This window comes from Thermocrinis minervae, assembly GCF_900142435.1.
Classification (GTDB): Bacteria; Aquificota; Aquificia; order Aquificales; family Aquificaceae; genus Thermocrinis_A; species Thermocrinis_A minervae.
Genome location: NZ_LT670846.1, coordinates 878287 through 897105 on the forward strand (window position 1 = coordinate 878287; position 18819 = coordinate 897105).

The 18819-nt window shown below is 43.0% G+C and carries 20 protein-coding genes and 2 tRNA genes; 7 read left to right on the forward strand and 15 right to left on the reverse strand.

Features of this window, described 5'->3' with window-relative positions; translation table 11 throughout:
* The first annotated feature begins 29 nt into the window (after window positions 1–29).
* Entirely contained in the window at window positions 30–1094 is a 1065-nt protein-coding gene (locus B5444_RS04820; RefSeq protein WP_079654102.1) for an AI-2E family transporter, read from the forward strand.
* On the opposite strand, the gene purD is transcribed toward B5444_RS04820, so the two are convergent.
* Genes purD through B5444_RS04875 form a run of 11 tightly spaced genes read right to left on the reverse strand, consistent with a single transcriptional unit; the run spans window position 1074 to window position 10536 of the window.
* Window positions 1074–2339, reverse strand: a complete 1266-nt coding sequence (gene purD, locus B5444_RS04825) for a phosphoribosylamine--glycine ligase (protein ID WP_079654103.1) — start codon at window positions 2337–2339, stop codon at window positions 1074–1076. The two genes, B5444_RS04820 and purD, sit on opposite strands and share 21 nt — an antisense overlap.
* 7 nt (window positions 2340–2346) lie before the next feature.
* Window positions 2347–3474: an acetoin utilization protein AcuC gene (locus tag B5444_RS04830; RefSeq protein ID WP_079654104.1), complete on the reverse strand. Its 1128-nt coding sequence runs from the start codon at window positions 3472–3474 to the stop codon at window positions 2347–2349.
* A 1-nt stretch (window position 3475) separates the two neighbouring features.
* On the reverse strand, window positions 3476–4507 hold the full coding sequence (locus B5444_RS04835; protein WP_231967084.1) for a ribonucleotide-diphosphate reductase subunit beta: 1032 nt from the start codon (window positions 4505–4507) through the stop codon (window positions 3476–3478).
* Window positions 4508–4528: 21 nt separating this feature from the next.
* Window positions 4529–5239 carry a pseudouridine synthase gene (locus B5444_RS04840; protein WP_079654105.1) on the reverse strand — a complete coding sequence of 237 codons (711 nt, stop codon included), beginning with the start codon at window positions 5237–5239 and terminating at the stop codon, window positions 4529–4531.
* Entirely contained in the window at window positions 5236–6174 is a 939-nt protein-coding gene (locus B5444_RS04845) for a glycosyltransferase family 9 protein (protein ID WP_079654106.1), read from the reverse strand. Before B5444_RS04845 ends, B5444_RS04840 begins: the two co-directional genes overlap by 4 nt.
* Window positions 6171–6599: a DUF4878 domain-containing protein gene (locus B5444_RS04850; RefSeq protein WP_079654107.1), complete on the reverse strand. Its 429-nt coding sequence runs from the start codon at window positions 6597–6599 to the stop codon at window positions 6171–6173. The genes B5444_RS04845 and B5444_RS04850 overlap by 4 nt, the downstream gene beginning before the upstream one ends.
* Window positions 6596–8020, reverse strand: a complete 1425-nt coding sequence (gltA, locus tag B5444_RS04855) for an NADPH-dependent glutamate synthase (RefSeq protein WP_079654108.1) — start codon at window positions 8018–8020, stop codon at window positions 6596–6598. The genes B5444_RS04850 and gltA overlap by 4 nt, the downstream gene beginning before the upstream one ends.
* 25 nt (window positions 8021–8045) lie before the next feature.
* A complete protein-coding gene (gene yajC / locus B5444_RS04860) occupies window positions 8046–8378 on the reverse strand; it encodes a preprotein translocase subunit YajC (protein WP_079654109.1) in 333 nt (110 codons plus the stop codon).
* 3 nt (window positions 8379–8381) lie between these two features.
* A complete protein-coding gene (locus B5444_RS04865; RefSeq protein WP_079654110.1) occupies window positions 8382–9092 on the reverse strand; it encodes a TonB family protein in 711 nt (236 codons plus the stop codon).
* Complete coding sequence (locus B5444_RS04870; RefSeq protein WP_079654111.1) at window positions 9089–9937, reverse strand: lysylphosphatidylglycerol synthase transmembrane domain-containing protein; 849 nt, start codon at window positions 9935–9937, stop codon at window positions 9089–9091. The genes B5444_RS04865 and B5444_RS04870 overlap by 4 nt, the downstream gene beginning before the upstream one ends.
* Complete coding sequence (locus B5444_RS04875) at window positions 9934–10536, reverse strand: FAD-dependent oxidoreductase (RefSeq protein ID WP_079654112.1); 603 nt, start codon at window positions 10534–10536, stop codon at window positions 9934–9936. The genes B5444_RS04870 and B5444_RS04875 overlap by 4 nt, the downstream gene beginning before the upstream one ends.
* A gap of 68 nt (window positions 10537–10604) precedes the next feature.
* On the opposite strand from B5444_RS04875, the gene B5444_RS07710 reads away from it, so the two are divergent.
* The 5 genes from B5444_RS07710 (at window position 10605) to B5444_RS04895 (ending at window position 12862) form a co-directional block, all read left to right on the forward strand.
* Entirely contained in the window at window positions 10605–10760 is a 156-nt protein-coding gene (locus B5444_RS07710; protein WP_172838432.1) for a low molecular weight phosphatase family protein, read from the forward strand.
* 580 nt (window positions 10761–11340) lie between these two features.
* Complete coding sequence (locus tag B5444_RS07715; RefSeq protein WP_079654113.1) at window positions 11341–11577, forward strand: hypothetical protein; 237 nt, start codon at window positions 11341–11343, stop codon at window positions 11575–11577.
* A gap of 99 nt (window positions 11578–11676) precedes the next feature.
* Window positions 11677–11750: transfer RNA gene (locus tag B5444_RS04885), tRNA-Met, on the forward strand.
* A 477-nt stretch (window positions 11751–12227) separates the two neighbouring features.
* Window positions 12228–12773 carry a diacylglycerol/polyprenol kinase family protein gene (locus B5444_RS04890; RefSeq protein WP_079654114.1) on the forward strand — a complete coding sequence of 182 codons (546 nt, stop codon included), beginning with the start codon at window positions 12228–12230 and terminating at the stop codon, window positions 12771–12773.
* Window positions 12773–12862 (forward strand) — tRNA-Ser (locus B5444_RS04895). The genes B5444_RS04890 and B5444_RS04895 overlap by 1 nt, the downstream gene beginning before the upstream one ends.
* Window positions 12863–12868: 6 nt before the next feature.
* Here the strand turns inward: B5444_RS04895 and feoB are convergent.
* The 4 genes from feoB to B5444_RS04915 form a co-directional block, all read right to left on the reverse strand.
* Window positions 12869–14884 (reverse strand): ferrous iron transport protein B, encoded by a 2016-nt coding sequence (gene feoB / locus B5444_RS04900; protein WP_079654115.1) that lies wholly within the window; start codon window positions 14882–14884, stop codon window positions 12869–12871.
* Between the two features lie 42 nt (window positions 14885–14926).
* Window positions 14927–15649, reverse strand: a complete 723-nt coding sequence (locus B5444_RS04905) for a hypothetical protein (RefSeq protein ID WP_079654116.1) — start codon at window positions 15647–15649, stop codon at window positions 14927–14929.
* A 406-nt stretch (window positions 15650–16055) separates the two neighbouring features.
* Complete coding sequence (locus B5444_RS04910) at window positions 16056–17039, reverse strand: tetratricopeptide repeat protein (protein WP_079654117.1); 984 nt, start codon at window positions 17037–17039, stop codon at window positions 16056–16058.
* A gap of 21 nt (window positions 17040–17060) precedes the next feature.
* Complete coding sequence (locus B5444_RS04915; protein ID WP_079654118.1) at window positions 17061–17273, reverse strand: FeoA family protein; 213 nt, start codon at window positions 17271–17273, stop codon at window positions 17061–17063.
* A 345-nt stretch (window positions 17274–17618) separates the two neighbouring features.
* Here B5444_RS04915 and B5444_RS04925 point away from each other — a divergent pair, with 345 nt between their 5' ends.
* Window positions 17619–18818, forward strand: coding sequence for a methionine adenosyltransferase (locus B5444_RS04925; RefSeq protein ID WP_079654120.1), 1200 nt, complete (start codon window positions 17619–17621; stop codon window positions 18816–18818).
* Window position 18819: the final 1 nt, after the last annotated feature.

Consider the following 18819-nt stretch of genomic DNA (forward strand, 5'->3'; position numbering starts at 1 on the left):
TTCTGGCCCTTTATAATACTAACATTAAAATGAATAGAGAAAAGTTAATAGTTTACTTTTTACTAAGTTCTACACTCTTTTTTGCCCTCTTTACTCTCTATATGCTACTACCCTTCTTGGTACCTCTGCTTTGGGCAGGTATAGCTGTACTTATCACATATCCGGCCTACAGTATGCTTAACAAAGTTGTGAAGAGCAGGACTATAAGTGCTCTTTTGATGACTGTGTCTACTCTCTTCCTCGTGGTTGGTCCTTTCTTCCTACTTGGGATCATAATAGTAAGGCAGGCAACGGAGTTTGTAAGTTTACTTATAAACTACTTCCAAAACCATTCCTACATAGACTTTTTGAACCATCCTAGCTTACAGAGGTTTCTATCTCATCCAGAGGTACAGACTCTGCTCTCTTACATACAGAGGGAAGCGTTCAAAAATGTTCTCCTGTCCTCCATCAAGGAGATGAGTGGGAGACTCGGAGATCTACTTACAAACATGATACTAAAGAGCGGTAGTGTGCTTTTCAAAACTCTCGTATTCCTTTTGGCTTACTTTTTCTTACTCAGAGACTGGCCCAAGTTGATAGCTTTTTTTGAAAGGTTCCTTCCTGTGCACAAGGAGGATATAAGGGAAGTGTTTTCCACCATCTACAGGACCACTCTTGCGGTGATATACGGCTCTGTGGGCGTTGCCTTGATACAGGCTATCTTGGGCTTTATAGGATACCTGCTGTTGGGAATAGATTATACCCTGCTGTGGGCTATGCTTACCTTTGTCGCAAGCTTTATACCACCTTTTGGCGCTTCTCTAGTGTGGTTCCCCATAGCGGTCTATGCCTTCTTTACAAAGGGACATCTTCAGGCCATAATCTTTACCATCTATTCTGCTCTCTTTATATCCACCGCTGACAACTTTGTAAGACCTTTGATAATGAAGAAAGGAGTAGAACTTCCCTACTTAGTGGTATTCCTATCTACCATAGGTGGGTTGCTGAGCTTCGGTTTTATAGGACTCTTCCTTGGACCTATAATCTTTGCTACCACCGTGACCCTAATACTGATCTACGAAAAAAGGATACTAAATTCCCAGAAACCTTAAGGCTTTGTCTCCTATATCCTTCCTGTAGTACATACCTTCAAAGTGTATCTTCTGTATCTCCCTGTAGACCTTTTCCTTTGCTTCCCTGAGGTTCTTACCTAGGGCACATACGTTTAAAATCCTGCCACCGTTGGTTACTAGCTTTCCATCCTTCACGTCTGTTCCAGCGTGGAACACTATTACATCCTTTAGGTCTTCAAGCCCGCTTATGGGTTTACCCTTCGAAGGTGTTTCTGGATACCCAGAGCTTGCTACGACAACGCATATGGCACATTCCTCTGTCACTTCTAAACTTATCTCTTTTCCTTCATAAAAGTCTAGGAGGATCTTCAAGAAATCACCCCTTAGCCTCAGGAGGATAGGTTGGGCCTCGGGGTCACCAAGGCGCACGTTAAACTCTAAAACTTTTGGTCCTTCGGCCGTTAGCATAAGGCCTGCGTACAAGAAACCCCTGTAGTAGACCCCTTCTTGCTTTAGACCCTGTATCACCCTCTTGATTATTTCCTCCTCTATGCGCTTTTCCGTATGAGGATCTACGAAAGGATTGGGAGAGTAAGCACCCATGCCACCAGTGTTTGGGCCTTTGTCTCCGTCTAGAAGTCTCTTGTGGTCTTGGGATGTGGGTAAGGGTACGTACCTATCACCGTTTAGCATGACTATGTAGGAAGCCTCCTCCCCTTCCAAAAATTCCTCCACCACTATCCTCTTACCTGCCTCTCCCAACTTACCTTGGATCATAAACTGGTCTACGGTCTTTATGGCATCCTCTAAAGTTTTACACACCACTGCACCCTTACCGGAAGCTAGTCCGTCAGCCTTTATGACTATGGGTGCTCCTACATCCTTTATAAACCTCTTGGCTTTATCTGGATCGTCAAAGACCTCATACTGGGCCGTGGGTATGTTGTACTTGCTCATAAACTCTTTAGCTAAGGCTTTACTTCCTTCTAGCATAGAAGCATGTTTGTTTGGACCGAAAACGGGCACTCCTTCCTTTTCGAAGGTGTCTACTATTCCGGCCACAAGAGGAGCTTCTGGGCCAACTACCACAAAGTCTATCCCTTCCTTCTTGGAGAATTCTAGAAGGGATGATACATCTGTAGGATTTATGTCTACCTTCTGGGCTATCTGCCATATGCCTGCATTTCCTCTAGCCACATATAGCTTGTTTACAAGAGGGCTTTGAGAAAGCTTGTAGGCTATGGCGTGCTCTCTTCCACCGTTACCGATTACTAAAACCCTCACGAGAAGATTATAACACAAAGGCTTTAAGCTCTTGAAGTAGCTTTTTTACTTCTCCTCTTACATTGAACTCACCAGGTGGATCCACCAGACTTTCATACATGTAGCTCCTATCTACTTCATCGTCAAACTCTTCAAATTCTACTGAGAGTAAAACCTCTTTTGCCTTTTGCGTTAGCTTTTTTGGTATTTCTCTACCAGAAATGTCACACCATATCAACGCCCAGGCCCTGGCAAGGGCTATAGGATGGTACCCACCACCTCCAAGGTATATCCCCTCACCGAAGCAATCTCTTACCATCCTAAAAGCTTGGAGAAAGGTTGTATTGGTTATTTCAAACTTAGAAAGGTAGTCTTCTTTAAGGGTATCTGTACCAAGCTGGAGTACATAGACATCTGGCTCAAAAACATCCTTTACAAGCTCAAGAGTCTTATCAAGAACGGTAAGGTACTCTCCATCGTTGATGCCCTTGGGTAAGGGTACGTTTAAGTTGTAACCTTCTCCTTTACCTTCACCCCTTTCGTGTATATAACCTTTCTTAAAAGGAAAGGCATACTCGGGAGATTGGTGTATTGATAGTACAAAGACCTCGTTAGTGTGGTAGAAGAAGTCCTGAACACCGTCGCAGTGATGGGCATCTAGATCTATGTAGAGGACCCTTTTGTAGCCTTTCTTTAAAAGGTACTGGATGGTTACGCCTGGGTCGTTGATGAAGCAAAAGCCGTTTGCTCTTGAGGGATAAGCATGATGCATACCACCCGCTGGGTTGAAAGCAAGAATGCCGGAGAGAAAAAGCTCTGTTGCTTGGATAGACGAACCAGTGGCTAGCAAAGATCCTCTCCACATAGCAGGAGATACGGGATTCTCGTAGGTACCTATGTTGTACTTTTCCCTCAAAAGGCTGTTGCTACACATACACCTGTCTGCTTCTTGGAGAGCTTCAAGGTAGTCCTCTGTGTGGAAGAGCAAAAGTTCATCTAGAGTGGCCTCTCTGCTTTCACATACCTCCGAGTCTTGTAAAAGGTCCATAGCCTTGAGAAACTCAAGAAGAAGGGAAACCCTAGGTATTCTTAGTGGATGGTTTTTGGGATACCTTAGGGTTTTATAGCTGAGACTTGCTACAAGCTTTGTCTTCACTCTACCACTTTAGCTCCGTTCTCTTTGCATAAGTTTGAGGCTTTGCCTGGAAGAAGTCCGTCTTTGTGTCATTTATGGATCTGAATGTGTCTATCCACTTCATGGGGTTTTCTGTAACCTCTGGAAAGAGGGGTTTATAACCTATCTGTGTAAGCCTAAGGTTGGAAAGGTACTTTATGTAACGATCTATAAGATGGTCATTTATACCCAGTATCTGGTTCTGGGTCACATACTTGCCCCACTCTATCTCTTGGTAAGTTGCAAGCTTGAAAAACTCATAGATCCATTTTTCTATTTCTGGTGTAAACAGCTCGGGTGCTTCTTCCTTAAGCGTAAGGATTATGTTCCTGAAAAGACTCACGTGGGTAAGCTCATCCCTGTTTATGTACCTTATCTGCTGGACTGTGTTTCTCATCTTGCCCTGGCGGCCTAGGGTGTAAAAGAAGGCAAAGCCTGAATAGAAGTACAGACTTTCAAGCACGTAGTTGCCAAAGACAGCCTTTATAAAGTTCTCTTCTGTAGGGTTCTTGATAAAGTCGTTGTATACCTGAGCTACCACTTTGTTTCTTTCGAGCAGTCTCTCATCCTGCCTCCAGTAGTTGTATATCTCATCTGCCTTTACTGGATCTACTACACTCTCCAGGATAAACTGGTAAGAATAAGAATGTAGAGCCTCCTGGAATTCCTGCGATGTTATTGCCATCACAAGCTCAGGAGCACTTATGTACCTGGCGAACTCCTTGAGCATACTTACTTGGTAGCTGTCTAGTGCTATCAGAAAAGACAGCACAAGCTCGTAAGCCCTCCTTTCATAAGGGGATAGTTCTTTCTCGTACTGCTTTCTGTCTTCGTGCATGGGGATCTCTTCGGGTATCCAGAAGTTGGTAAAGCCCATTGTCTTGTAAAGGTCATAAGCCCACTGGTACTTTATGTTGTTGAGCTCCATTATGTTGGTGCTGTTTCCGAAGACTAACTTCCTTTTACTTGGTTCTCTGTCTCCGTCCGGGTTGAAGATGAGGACCCTTTCCATCATGGGGTAATATTTTATGCCTGGTTACTGAAGACCCACCATAGATCTCAACCTAGCTAACTCCTCATCTGTAAGTTCTCTGTATTGGCCAGGTTTTAGGTCCTCATCAAGGGTCAGCTCACCTATCCTTATGCGTTTAAGATAAACTACAGGACAGCTAAGGTGGGCTAGTATCCTTTTAACGAGGTGATACTTACCTTCTACTACCCTTATGATTACCTCTTTGTCGGAGAGCACCCTTATCTCAAAAGGCTTTGTTTTGAGGGTACCTATCTGTAGACCTTCCTTTCCTACATTTGTGTCTAGTTTATTGGCATCACACTTAACTACTGCATAGTACTCCTTTGGCACTTCCCACTTGGGATGGGATAGCCTGTGGGCAAGCTCACCGTCTGTAGTTATGATCAACAAACCTTCTACATCTTTGTCCAATCTGCCTACAGGGAAAAGCTTCCTCTTGTAGGGGTTTTCTTCAAAGAATATCATTATGGTTTCGTTCTTTGGGTCATGAGTAGAGCATACATAACCCGCTGGCTTGTTAAACATGTAGTAAACATGCTGCCTATAAGTTACCCTTTCTCCGTTGACTTCCACCACATCCTTCTTGGGATCTACGTGAAAAGATGGGTCTCTTACCACGCGGCCGTTTACTTGGACTCTACCCTCTTTTATGAGCTCGCTAACAAGTGATCTACTACCAAAACCGCCGTTGGACAAAAACCTGTCAAGCCTCATGAGAGTATCCTGTAAGCCATTTCTAATACCTGATTAGGTTTTACCGCCTCCTTGCAAGCGTAACTCCCAGTCTTACAAACCTTCGGATTTGGGGAACATGGACTACATGGTAGGTATGGTTCTAAGTAACCACCCATGAGGGGATAAAAACCATAACGACTTGAAGTGGAAGTGTAGATAGTTATAGCCGGCACTCCCAAAGCGTTGGCCATGTGGACAGGAGAGGAATCACAAGAAACGACAAGCTTAGAAGCCCCTATCACAGCCAGCAGCTCCCTGAGGTTTGTACTGCCCACTAGGTTCCACTGCGTTTTAAAAGCTCTGGCTTCTTCCACCCTGTCCTTAGTCCCTACCACTACCACTGGAAGGTCTATGTTCTTCTCCAGCTCCAACCAGTTTTTAAGACTCCATTCTTTTAGCCTAAAGTTGGAAAATGGGGATATGACCACATACTCTTGCGGCAGTTTGAACTTTTCTTTTACCTTCTGCCTTTCCTCTTCGTCCACGTAAAGCAGAGGTCGTCTTATAAACCTCGTGATACCCAAAGGTCTTAAGAGTTCTAGGTTTCTGTCTGCTTCGTGGAGTTCCCATCTATGTCTTACCCTGTGTGTATACAGAAAGGAAAGCTCAGACCTGTCAAATCCTACCCTTTTAGGTATACCGGAGAAGAAGAGTATAAGAGCCGTACGCATGGAAACATGGGGTGATATAGCCACCTGGTTTTCTTTTATCTTTTCTATGATCTGGAAGGATTCAATGAAGCCTTTAGAGAAGGGTAAAAGCTTTATGGGGTAACCTTTCAAAAGGTCCACTATGAAAGGCCTTCCTACAAAAGTTAACTCTGCATCTGGAAGGTTGTGGAGTATGGTTCTTATGAGGGGAGTGGTGAGGACCACATCCCCTAAATAGGCTGTCTGCCATAAAAGGATTTTCATCTCATGGTTGATATGTTGGCTATCTTCCAGCTCTTTCCATCCTTTACGAGTATAAAGGAGAGGATCTTTTCCGTTTTGTCCTTGTCTACCACTTTTATGACAACCTCTGTATGTGTGTCATCTATCTTGGAGGCATCAAGGTACTTTACCTCCTTTATCTTCTCACCCATGCTGGTTAGTACACATCCTACCATTTCTGAAGGTTTTAGCTCTACAAACTGTATAGGTACGTTTACCTGCTGAGCGAGGGCATCCCTGTAAGGTGGATAGAGGAGGTTTACAGCATCCTTAGAATCCTTATCCCTGATAGCTTCCATAAACTCCTTGACAGTTCCAAGGGCTTGCCTTTCAGGGCTTGAGCTACAGCCCTTTACAACAAAAAAGCCTGCAAGTAGTAAGGCTAGTAAGGGCAGTGCTTTTTTCATGTTTTTACCTCCTGCGTAAGATATTCATGTATAGCCTTTGCGGCTTTTCTTCCGTGGGATATGGCTCTCACTACCGTGTCTCCACCGTTTACCACATCACCACCCGCAAAGAGGCCCTTAACACCCGTGTAGAAGTTCTCGTCCACTTCTACAGTTCCCCATTTGGTCAATCTAAGACCCTCTATGCCTTCGTAAGCTATGGGGTTTGCTCTTTGTCCTATAGCAAATATGACAGAGTCGCATTCTATGACAAACTCGGAACCTTCTATGGGAACGGGTCTTGGCCTACCGCTGCTATCTGGTTCTCCAAGGGTCATCTTAATACACTTTAGACCTACCACCCTTCCCTTTTCATCTCCTATTATCTCGATGGGTTGGGTAAGCCAATGGATTATGGCACCCTCTTCCATTATATGATCCCACTCTTCGTCCTTCGCCGAGGATGTTTCCCTCGTCCTCCTGTAGACTACGTGGACTTCAACACCAAGCCTTAGAGCGGTTATGGCACAGTCTATTGCTGTAAAACCACCACCTACTACAACCGTCTTCTTTCCCAGGTTTATGGGCACGCCTTTATCTGGAAAATCTTTTGCATGCAAGAGATTTACCCTTGTTAAAACCTCTATGGCAGAATAAACACCTTTTAAGTGTTCTCCTTTAAAGCCTATGTTTCCCCTTCCAGCACCTACCCCCAAGAAGACAGCATCGTACTCCTCAAGGAGTGCCTTAAGGCTTTTTGTCCTACCTATAACATAGCCAAAGTGAAAGATCACTCCTAACCTCTTTAGCCTCTCCACCTCCCAATCTACTATGGACCTGTCTAAGCGAGCACTAGGTATACCGTAGATCATGACTCCGCCAGCTTTGGGAAGAGCTTCGTACACATGCACTTCGTGTCCCCACCTTGCAAGGTCATAGGCGCATGATAAGCTGGCAGGTCCTGCACCCACTAGAGCTACTCTCTTTCCTGTGCTTGGTGCTTTCTCTTCTTCTATGTAGCCTATGAGTCTTATTACATCACCCACAAACTTTTCCAAGGCTCCTATGCTTACAGGAAGGCCTTTGTTTCTTCTTCCCTTAACAGTGTCGTAGTATAGGATACAAGCTCCCTCGCACTGCCTCTCCTGAGGGCAAACCCTACCACATATGGAAGGAAAAGGATCAGCTTCTACTATCTTTCTGTATGCACCTATGAGGTCTCCTTCAGCTATCTTCTTTATAAAACCTGGTATGTCTACGTTCACAGGACAGGCTTTTATACATCTAAGGTGGGCATCTTTACAATACAGACATCTTTTTGCTTCATCTACGGCGAGGCTTACCGAATAACCCAGAGCGTACTCTCTAAAAGTCTTTACCCTCTCCTTGGGCTCTAGCATGGGCTCTGGGTTCCTGTCCAAGTATCTTATCTGTTTTGCCATGGATTATAAGTATATTCCAAACAGATTAATCCTTCTGTTCTTCTTCCTGCTTGGGTTGATAGCTGATTATCGCCTCTTTGCTGAAGGTTATACGCGTGTTGGCATCCACCTTTAAGGTTATTGTATGCTCGCCTATGTCCACGACAGTTCCCCATATACCACCGCTCGTTATGACCTTGTCCCCCTTCTTGAGGTTTGCCAGAAACTCCTGGTGTTTTTTCCTTGCCTTCTGTTGCGGTCTTACTATCAGAAAGTAGAAGATGGCGAATATACCTATAAAGAATATAATCTGGAAGAGCAATGCGGAAACAGGATCAGGATGGGCATTCTGCTGCTGAGCAAAAGCAAAATCCAACATCGCTTAACCTCCTCTAAACTTAAAGCTAATTATTCCTCTTTGTATAACGTTTGAGCTTATAGGTTCAAACTTTATACTCTTGACAAAGTACAAAAGACGGGCATCCACAGAGGGCATACCACTCCTTTTTACTATCTGGGCCTTTATCACGTTACCATCTGGGTCTATCCATACCTCTATCTTAAGCGTGGATAGAGGTTCGTCAGAGACTATCTTTGGTAGAGGTGGACTGTAGGCTATCCCCCTGTTACCAGGCAATCCCTCCAGGCTCACACCCTTCTCGGTAACCGTTGCACTTATATCTCCTATATTCTGGACCTTTTGAATACCTTCCTCTTGCAAATTGCTGTATCTGCCTTTAACCTTCTCCTCTATCTGGGAAAGTATGGAACTCTCCTGGGTAGACTGGTTTTTACTATTTGGCACAGATCCCTTTTCAGCAGGTGGTTGTTCTACAGTAGACGTAGCTAATTTTTTTTTGCCTTCTCTGTTTATACCCTTGCCCTTCTTTGCTTCATAACCGGTGGAGCCTCTTGTGAGATTTACCTTTTCTTCCATTGGCTTAGGTAACTCAACGTAAAGGTTTATGGGGGTGTTATTTACCATGCGTTTAACGTTAATGGTCAGCAAGTAAGACAGAAAGCTAAAGATTATAAGGTTTAGAAAGGTGGACACAGACAGATAAAGGAGCTTTTCCAAGAGCTCTTCTCTCATGGGGGACTATCATTATAGTGTAACACAACAAGACCTATGAGACCATACACGGCCGAGGAGATGAGTAAGAAGTTATGGAACAGGAAGGCTGTAAGGAGTGCATCCTCAAGAGAAATCCCGTAAAGCTTCAACGGTAGAGAAAAACTCATCTCGTAAGTACCGTAACCCATAAAGCTATGGAGGGGTAAAACGCTGCTCAGCTCCCCGGCTACGAAGGAAGGTACCAGCCGTGTATCAAAACCCACTGAGTTGTAGACCAAAGTCTGTAAAGCTGCCAGTTTTGTTAAAAAAGAAACACAGGAAAGGACAAAAAGGTATAGAGATACTCTTAAAGATGATCTCTCTTTTATGTAATTCCTAAACTCTTCAAGCTTTTTCCACTTTGGTATCATAAAGTAGGACTTGTGAAACAAAAGCACAATAAGCAAGGAGACTATTGAAAGGGTAATAAGATAGCCTCTGAATACAATTCCAGATACGAAGAACATAGCTAAGATATCAAATATCCTTCCCACTAGGAAAGACCAGAGGGAAGCTCTAAATACCACGTTGAGTTTTTTTGCGTAGTAAAACCAGCTTAGTTCTCCTAGCCTTGCTGGTATTACGTTGTTAAAAAACACGTTTACACTGCTAAGCCAGAAGATCTGAGAAAAGCTGAGGTTATCGAGAAAGACTTTCCACCTAACAGCCCTTGCCACCTGGCTAAGAGAATAGAAGAAAAAGGCAAGAAGTAAAAAGGGGATTGGAATTCTACTCAAAGCTTCTTTGAGCTTTTCTAAGGGTATAAAGTAAAAGAAAGCTACAAGAAAGGAAAGGGCAAGTATAAAGGGAAGCGATCTTTTCAACCCTGATCTGGCACGTCGTGTATGACTATGTTCTTACCCACAGTCCTGGAGAGTATCTGGATTGCTACTTCAACACCAGAACCTGCACAAGAAGTGAAGTGAGATGACAAACCAGCAAGAGTACCAACCACGAAGAGGTTAGGCATCACTTCATAGTCCACATGCTTTATCATGATTCTACCAGGCTTTGGAGATTTAGGATTCTCAACGATCTCTACAGGAAGTCCTTCTATATCAAAGGAATGGAAGCCTGTAGCCAGTACCACGTACGTGGCTGTAAACTCTTTACCCGATTCGGTCCATAGTCTGTACACATCACCCTCCTTTTCTATCCTCCTTACCCTTTCCTCTACGAAGTCTACGGAGTCAAACTCCTGTATCTGCTTCCTTATCTTGCTTATAAGCTCTTTACCAAGGGTTGCATCCACGCCCGGTACGTTCCTTAGGTACGCCTTGTTAAGGTCAGAGGATCCCGTGTCAAACACAACGAACTTCTTATCCTCTATCCACTGCCAGCCTCTTCCCTTCGAAGAAGCAAGGGTTAGAGCACAGGAGAGTCCAGCTGCACCACCACCAACTATAGCCACGTAGTACTGCATGGCTTATTAATTATACAGCTTTTCTTTGTAATCTTACATTAGGGTGTAGGTCGTGATAAGGATAACCTTTGTATGCACGGCAACTCGGCGAGGTTTCAGATAGTGGAAGGCTACGCCAAGTAGAAGTCTACTCGGCAGGAAGCAATCCCGCCGGCTACGTACACACTTTGGCCATACCAGGTCATGAAGGAAGATGGTATGGGGCATCTCAGACCAACTTCTAAACACATTGACAAGATACCCATAAAGGAATGGCATTATGTTATAACCTTGTGCGGAGATACGACCAAGACGTGTCCAGTGGTGCCTGGGGCGAACGTCTAGCGGAGACTTCCAGACCCAGCAAAGGTAACCGGTCCCACGGAGGAAGCAAGGTAAAGGTTGAGAAGCCAATAAGTTTGTTTTCATCGTCTTGTTTTTCGTCATAAAGAGACCAAAAATGTTAGTCTGCTTCTTTTGGTGCTGCTTACTTATTGGGTATAGTGGATTATATATGGAATCTAATGTTAGCCTTCCTTGAAATAATTTGAATGGGTAGCTCTTCATATAATTGAATTCTCAGGCAGAGACAGTAGAAGCTTTTTATATATACTTTTTGGTTTAGATAAAATATATGGGATGTGGTTTTGTATCAGATACGACAAGCTGCTTTTGGTTATTCCTAACCTGGCCAAAATACTTATTTAAAATTGAATTCTTTGGGTATGCTTTTGTTATGGTCTTTGTAAGTTTCTTTTCTGTTATAGCTACCATAGTGTTTACCTGTCTGTTTTTTTAGGAAAGACCTGATAAAAAGATTTGACCTTGAAGCTTTGGAGGATAAAAACCCATTTGGCTATAAAAGATAAGTTTATATTTAGACTTACATGTGTTTTGAGTGTAGTACTTCCTGTCGCATTCTTGCTAGGAGAGTACTATCATATACCAGTTTTTCTTATCATAGGTGTAACGGCCCTAGTGTATGGACTGGCTACTTTTGGATTTTTCGGCTGCCTTTCTCTCGTCGGCGATGAACAACATGCCCTCCATTCTGCTGATTAACTTGGCTGTTGAGATCACAAACCTGCCAGTTCTATCATAAAGCTCCTTGCTTACTCAAAGGTTATAGGTTGCGACCGTGGTGTATAATTTATTATGTAAGGCGGTGTAGCTCAGCTGGTTAGAGCGGGGATCTCATAAGTCCCAGGTCGGCGGTTCGAGTCCGCCCGCCGCCATTTACGGTAGAGGACCACACTCCCAACTGGAACCTTCCAAGAGTTCCTTCCTGTAGACTTCTATGTCTATAAGGTTGTCTATGCCTTCTCTGTCCCTCTCAGAATCAAGGAAGGCTCTTAAAAGTTTTCCAAGCTCTCTGTAAAAAGCCTGCTGAGATTCCTTCTGAAGAAGGTCCGAGAATATACGGTACCATCTCCCTATGTGGTCTTTAAAGAAATCCTTGAAGGCTTTATACGTTACCTCTAGCTCCTCTTTTAAACCCTTTTCTTTTGCGTACCTTAGCTTAGCAAGGAGGTATGCCAGGAATTCAAGCTCTGCGCTTAGGACAAGGGGTTCTCCACCCTTACCACCGGTTCTATCACCTTAAAGGCTGAAAGGGATGGACTTGAAAGGGCTGCTAGCGAAAGCCCTCCCACCTTGAGTAGTTCCCGCCTTGTCAATTCTTTCATTTTTACTTATGCTATACTTTTGGGTTTGTGGAGCTAAGGAGAAAGCTCTTCCACCTTTTTGCCCTCCTTCTCTGGATTGTGCCTATAGTCTACTTTCCAAAAAGTATTACCTTGGCACTTTTTGTACTAGTAATGGCCATAAACCTGCTGGTGGTTCTCAGAGTAGGTTTTAAAAGGCTAGGGTGGTTCTACAGGTTTGTACTATCCTTAGAAAGACCAAAAAATTACCAACGGCCAGGTATACAGGCTCTGTGGGCAAACCTGGGAATTTTTATATCCTATTTGATATCCAAAGAGGGGGCTGTAGCTGGGGTCCTTGTTCTAGCTGTGGGAGATGCCATAAGCGGTCTTGCAGGCCAAAGGTGGGGGAAGAAAAAGCTGTTGGGAAAGTCTTTGGAAGGTTTTCTAGCTTTCTTCCTTTCGTCTTTTATTTGTCTCCTACCCTTCTATGGTCTGTGGCAAACGCTAGTACTAGCCTTTGTAGGTGCAGTTACAGAGCTCTTGAGTGGTAGGATTGACGACAACTTTACTGTACCTATCTGTGTGAGTTTGACCTATACTTTATTCTATTAGGAGGGGTGGCCGAGCGGCCGAAGGCGGGTGATTTGAAATCACCTGTGGGTCTTGACGGCCCACCGGGGGTTCGAATCCCTCCCCCTCCGTTGGATTCACACAGACGAGGAGATTCTGTAGACTAAGAAAGACATAAGCCAAGCTATTACAAAGCTGTAAGCTAAAAATACCAAGGCAAAGGTTCTACCTGCTTCCTTCCACATTACGCTGACGGTTCCAAGGCAGGAGGTGTATATAAGAAGGAACACCATAAAGGATAGGGCTGAGGCTGGAGTCATAGCCTTGGAGAGAACCTCTCTTAGGCCTTGGTTTTCTTCTCCCTTTTCAAAGACACCCAACTTGGGGTTTATCACGTTAAGTAGCGCCTTCTTTATGGCCTTTCCAAGGGCAAGCACCTGCTCCTTTAGTCCTTCCACAGGTTTAAATTCCTTCTCTTCCTTCTGCTCTACCGCGTATATGGTGGCCATAGAGCTTAGGGCAATCTCCCTTGCCAGAAAAGCCGGTATTAGAGATGTGGTAACTTTCCAATTGTCTATACCTATAGGAGCAAACACAGGAGTTAACATCCTTCCTATCTTTGAAGCGTAGGATTCTTCTACACCCTTACCTGGTGGAAGGTTTACCAGAAACCATATTATTATAGACACGGCCAGTATAAGGGTGCCAGCCCTGTACAGAAAGGACTTCACATATGCCCAGACTATACCGTAGATTAGCTTGAAAGTTGGAAGCCTGTAAGGTGGTAGCTCCATGATAAAATGACTCAGAGTTCCTCTGTAGATGCTTTTTTTAAGAAGAAAAGCCGTGAAGAAGGCAATTACCACACCCAGCATGTACAGGGAGAAGATAACAAGGGCAGGATTCTTAAAGAAGGTATAAGCGAAGAAAGAAAAAACTACAAGCCTCGCCGGACAGCTCATGAAAGGTATCATGGCTATCACCAGCATCTTGTCTCTTCTGCTCTCTAACATCCTTGCACTCATTATGGCCGGTACGTTGCAACCAAAGCCCAGAAGGAGAGGAAGTATGCTTTTGCCATGGAGTCCAAACTTATGCATAAAACGGTCCATAAGGAAGGCCACGCGTGGCAGGTATCCTGATATCTCCATGAAGGTAATCAGCGCAAACAGCGTGGCTATGAGTGGCACGAAGGAGATGACAAAGCCAACACCACTAAACAGCGCTTCAGAGACAAACCTCACAAACAGTTCTGGAAGGCCAAGGCTAGAAAGCAGGTACATAGAGAGGGGAGTCAGATAGCCATCTATAAAACCTTGTATCCATTCTATTAAGGGAGAGGAAAAATCAAAGGATATCTTAAACACATAGAACATGATAAAGAAGAAAACAGGGACACCAAGTACGGGATGTAGGAGTATTTGGTCTAAAGCCTCCGTAATATCACGCGAGCTTATCCTGCTCCTTTTTACCACCTCTTTGTACAGCCCGTGGGCTAAAGCATACCTTTCATCCCTTATCCTATCTGAAAACTCACTTCCTAAGTCTTTAACAGCCCCCTCTATAAGCTCTCTTTTACTTTCTTTTCCAGTCTGAGCATACTTCAAAAGCAGTTCTTCTACTTCCCTTGAGTAGTTCTGATAGTGTGGCTTTATGCCTCTTTCATAGACTTCTACTATAGCCTCCAAGAGGTCACGAACGCCTAGACCTGTCCTCCCGTTGGTCTTTATAACAGGTACTCCCAAAAGTTCTGACATCTTCTGAACGTCTACCTCTATACCCAGCTTCTGAGCCTCGTCCACCATGTTCAGAGCTATCACCATAGGAAGCTCCATCTCCAAGAGCTCTACTGTAAGGAGTAAGTCCCTTTCCATGTTTGGGGTCTCTATCACGTTAAGTATCACGTCCGGCCTTTGGGTGGTAAGGTAGTTGTAAGCTATCCACTCATCATCGGATATAGGTTCAAGGGTGTATATACCAGGCAGGTCCACGAGGTGTATCTCGTAGTCTTTGTAAAAGACAACACCCTCCTTCTTTTCCACTGTCACACCAGGCCAGTTGCCTATCTTAAGGTTTGTTCCCGCCATGTGGTTAAGAAGGCTTGTCTTACCTACGTTTGGATTTCCTGCAAGCGCGACCTCTATCCGCTTCATATTCTCCTCCTGAGAATATAAAATTAATACACAGTGTCAAAATCAGAAGCCTTTTAAAAGACCCACTAAAAGGCCCCAGTCTGCAAAGCCATCGTAATGGTTTATACTCTTGTGTAGCCCAAAGCTTACATCAATGCCAGCGGAATACACACCACCGATAAGTATATGCATGTCTCTTCTATCCGCTTTCCTATCCTCAGGGATTAAGTATTTAAACTCACCACCTATTGTCAACCTATCCGAGAGTTTTACATACTCCCCTATGATAAACCCACGAGCATCCCTTATGTTTTCACCCACATGACTGTGTTTAAGGTAAACCAGGTTAAGGTTGGTAGTAAATCTGTCTTTGAAGAACTCAAGCATAACGTAAAGGTCATAAGTAGAAGTTCCATAACCAAGGTCCCTTTTACCAGTATCAAAGTTGACCTGAGCCCTGTAGCCCAGATTAAAGCTTTCAGACCTGATAGGTACATGTTTTACGAACACATAAACGTCTCCCAGACCATCTTTTTTGACACCGTCACCAAAGCGATAAAAGTAATAGGGAATTCCTACGGCTATGTCTAAGCTGTCCGTTATACCAAAGGTGCTCTGAAGCACAAAGTCCGTATGCTTTGTCCCGTCGTAATTTCTAAAGTAGGATGTGTTTAGTTCCACCTGCTTTCCACCCTTTCCTAGCGTTCGTGTATCCTCTCCCGTGAAGGGATAGAAGGCATAGGAATAGCCAAACAAAGCCAAAAGTAAAAGGTGGACCCTTTTCATCCTCTAACCTCCTATTAAATCTGAGATTCAATTTCAATTCGTATGTAAAGAAACATCCTCATTGCTAATTAACAACTGCAGCTTCCCTGGAAATTATAACCCAAATACTGGGAAAATTACTCCTGGGAACCCTGACACTTATCTAGAGAGATATTATAATCGCTCATACAAAAAATCTTATAGAGCTCCACATATCTACTTGCCAGACATTGAAGAATCAGACACTGAAGAATAAACCCAGAGTCTTTATTGCGAAAATTCTGTGCCCATATAGGTTGCTGTCTACCAGTCTAATTTTTGTGTCTATATTTGTGTCTATAAACTATATTACTTGTTGCTTTAATGAATGATTTTCATTATAATAGTAAAAAAGTGATACTATCTAATAATAAGTTTTAAAAAATTACTATGTAAAAATAGCTTCTATTACTTTTTTAATAGCTTCTATTAGTTTTTTTATAGCCTCTATTATTTTATTTAACTTCTGTGAAGTATTAAGAGAAGCTAAATCATTTTTTACTTCATTAACCTTACCAGAAGCACCAATTTCAGTATAGATTTGTAAAGCTTTGTTTAGATAATCCTTTGCTAAATTCTTGTCTCCTTTATCACGATATAGCCAACCAAGGTATTTATAAGCATTTCCTTCCCAGTATTTATCTCCAACCTTTTGAATTTTAGTTAATCCATCAAGAAGATATTTTTCTGCGTTCTGATAATCCTTCATTCTTCTATAAGTTTCTCCAAGTTTAAGTTCTACTCTTGCATACCTATGGTAATCTCCATATCTTTCATAAATATCCAATGCCTTTTGGAAATATTCTATGGCTTTTTGATAATTACCTTGTTCGTTGTAAATTGAAGCTATGTTACTGTATGTTGTAGCTTTATCTTTTTCATCTGTTTTAAGGCTTAATGATTTTTCATAATATGAAAGTGCTTTGTTTAGTTCACCTTTATAAGAATAAATCACTGCTATGTTATTGAGAAGGGTTGCTTCAGCATCTATATCATCTAAATCTTTTGCCAGTGAAAGTGCTTTATTGAAATAAAAAAGAGCATCTTCCAGCATACCTTTTTTATAATATGCCATACCTAATAGGTTATAAGTCCACATTAAATCAGATTTCTTAGAAGCATATTTTTCTGCTTTTTTAAGATAAGTAATAGCAAGGTCTAACTCTCCAACTTCTAAATAAGAAGCTCCAAGACAATAATTTGCATCAGTATTTGAAGGATAAAGTTTTACTGCCATTTTTCCAGCTTGAATTGCATTTTGATAATCTTGAGCCTTCTTATAGTTAAAACATTCATCAATAGGATTTGCTGCGTAGGAAAACTCTGTAAATAAAGAAAGAACTATAAAAGGTAGAATTAAGTATCTTTTCATATTTATGTCACCTATTACAAGCTACTGAACTATTATATACCTTGCTATGTCTTTGCTTAACACTAGCCTTGAGTTGTTTAGACCAAGGAGTATGTTCCTACCAAGTTTTCGGAGTACTTTTACCTTTTTACCTTTTCTGAGGCCCATAGCCTGGACCTTGTTCAGCAGATCCTTAGTACCTACAAAACCTTCTATTACCACCTCTTTACCTGGTAGCACCTCCTCTAGATTCATACTCTACCTCCTCTTTAAAATTCAGAAATTAGTATACAATCTCAAATTTATCCTGTAAATATGATAAATATCATTTGATAGAAATCTGAGTGCTACTCTTTTATGAGGTTCAATTTTCTGTGCATCTATGGAATCGGGTATGCATATCATCTTGGACTTGCCAGAGAGATGACGCAGAGGTGTATAATCCTTGCCGATGGAAAGGTGTTGTACGATGGATCAGTAAACCACCTGTTTGAAAGTAAAGAAGTGCTCATTAAAGCCGGTTTTATGCACAAACATGGAGGAAAGGGTTGGCATCTCCATTTATAATAACTCTTCAGACTTCTATTAGGAGGTGGCAGGTTGGCAAACATAACAGTTTCCAAGATGACCTTTGAGCCTGTCTACGAGCAGGAAGTAGAGATAGTAGAGAGGAAGGGCATAGGACACCCAGACACCATTTGCGACCTTCTTGCCGAGAATCTCTCTGCAAACCTGTGCGGTATATACCTTGAAAAGTTTGGAGCCATCATGCATCATAACGTAGACAAGGCCTTGCTCGTGGGAGGTAAGGCTAACGCTGTCTTTGGCGGTGGTCAGGTAATAGAGCCTGTAGAGATATATTTGGTAGGAAGAGCTATACTGGAAAAAGATGGTGTCACTATAGATCCTCAGGAACTTGTTGAAAGAACGGTAAAGGATTGGATATCAAAACATATAAGAAACCTAGATCCGGAAAAGCATGTAAAAATATACGCCCGTATAAAGCCAGGGAGTAAGGATCTTGTAGAGCTCTTCGAGAGATTCCAAAAGAGTGGAGAGGTGCCACTGGCCAACGACACCTCCTTTGGTGTGGGATTCGCACCCTTCGATGACCTTGAGACGGCTGTCTTCCAGACGGAAAGATTCCTAAACTCTGAGGGCATGAAGAGGGAGCATCCCGAAATAGGTGAAGACATAAAAGTCATGGGTGTGAGGATAAGAGATAGAATAAGGCTTACGGTTGCTCTTGCCTTTGTAAGCAAGTACGTAAAAGATAAAGAGGATTACTTCCAAAAGAAAGAAGCCATAAGGCAGAAGGTTCAGAAATTTATACAGGAGAAGTTAGGGAAAGAAGTGGAGATACACATAAACACGGCAGACAGTAAGCACGGAGAGGTCTACATAACGGTTACAGGTACGTCTGCAGAGCAGGGTGACGATGGACAGGTGGGAAGGGGTAACCGCGTAAACGGTCTTATAACCCCTTACAGACCCATGAGCCTAGAAGCGGCGGCTGGTAAAAACCCCATATCCCACATAGGCAAGATATACAACGCTGTGGCTAACGAAATAGCCAGAAGGGTAGTCCAGGAAGTACCCGAAGTCAAGGAGGCTTATTGCTATATGGTTTCTCAGATAGGCAAACCTATAAACGAACCACAGGTCTGTGATGTAAAAGTGAGGACTACAAAGCAGGTAAAGGGCCTGGAGGAACCTATAGTCCAGATAGTGAAGGAAGAGCTTGAAAAGATGCCATACATATGGAAGGGTTTTCTAGAAGGTAAGTACACGGTGGCGTAGC

Bases quoted from the DNA above. Each gene is read 5' to 3' on its own strand.
- B5444_RS04820 (WP_079654102.1), top strand. From the start codon at position 30: ATGAATAGAGAAAAGTTAATAGTTTACTTTTTACTAAGTTCTACACTC.
- B5444_RS04865 (WP_079654110.1), bottom strand. From the start codon at position 9,092: ATGAGAGAAGAGCTCTTGGAAAAGCTCCTTTATCTGTCTGTGTCCACC.
- B5444_RS04850 (WP_079654107.1), bottom strand. From the start codon at position 6,599: ATGAAAAAAGCACTGCCCTTACTAGCCTTACTACTTGCAGGCTTTTTT.
- gltA (WP_079654108.1), bottom strand. From the start codon at position 8,020: ATGGCAAAACAGATAAGATACTTGGACAGGAACCCAGAGCCCATGCTA.
- B5444_RS04835 (WP_231967084.1), bottom strand. From the start codon at position 4,507: ATGATGGAAAGGGTCCTCATCTTCAACCCGGACGGAGACAGAGAACCA.
- B5444_RS04875 (WP_079654112.1), bottom strand. From the start codon at position 10,536: ATGCAGTACTACGTGGCTATAGTTGGTGGTGGTGCAGCTGGACTCTCC.
- B5444_RS04845 (WP_079654106.1), bottom strand. From the start codon at position 6,174: ATGAAAATCCTTTTATGGCAGACAGCCTATTTAGGGGATGTGGTCCTC.
- B5444_RS04905 (WP_079654116.1), bottom strand. From the start codon at position 15,649: ATGAAAAGGGTCCACCTTTTACTTTTGGCTTTGTTTGGCTATTCCTAT.
- B5444_RS04910 (WP_079654117.1), bottom strand. From the start codon at position 17,039: ATGAAAAGATACTTAATTCTACCTTTTATAGTTCTTTCTTTATTTACA.
- B5444_RS04840 (WP_079654105.1), bottom strand. From the start codon at position 5,239: ATGAGGCTTGACAGGTTTTTGTCCAACGGCGGTTTTGGTAGTAGATCA.
- feoB (WP_079654115.1), bottom strand. From the start codon at position 14,884: ATGAAGCGGATAGAGGTCGCGCTTGCAGGAAATCCAAACGTAGGTAAG.
- yajC (WP_079654109.1), bottom strand. From the start codon at position 8,378: ATGTTGGATTTTGCTTTTGCTCAGCAGCAGAATGCCCATCCTGATCCT.
- B5444_RS04915 (WP_079654118.1), bottom strand. From the start codon at position 17,273: ATGAATCTAGAGGAGGTGCTACCAGGTAAAGAGGTGGTAATAGAAGGT.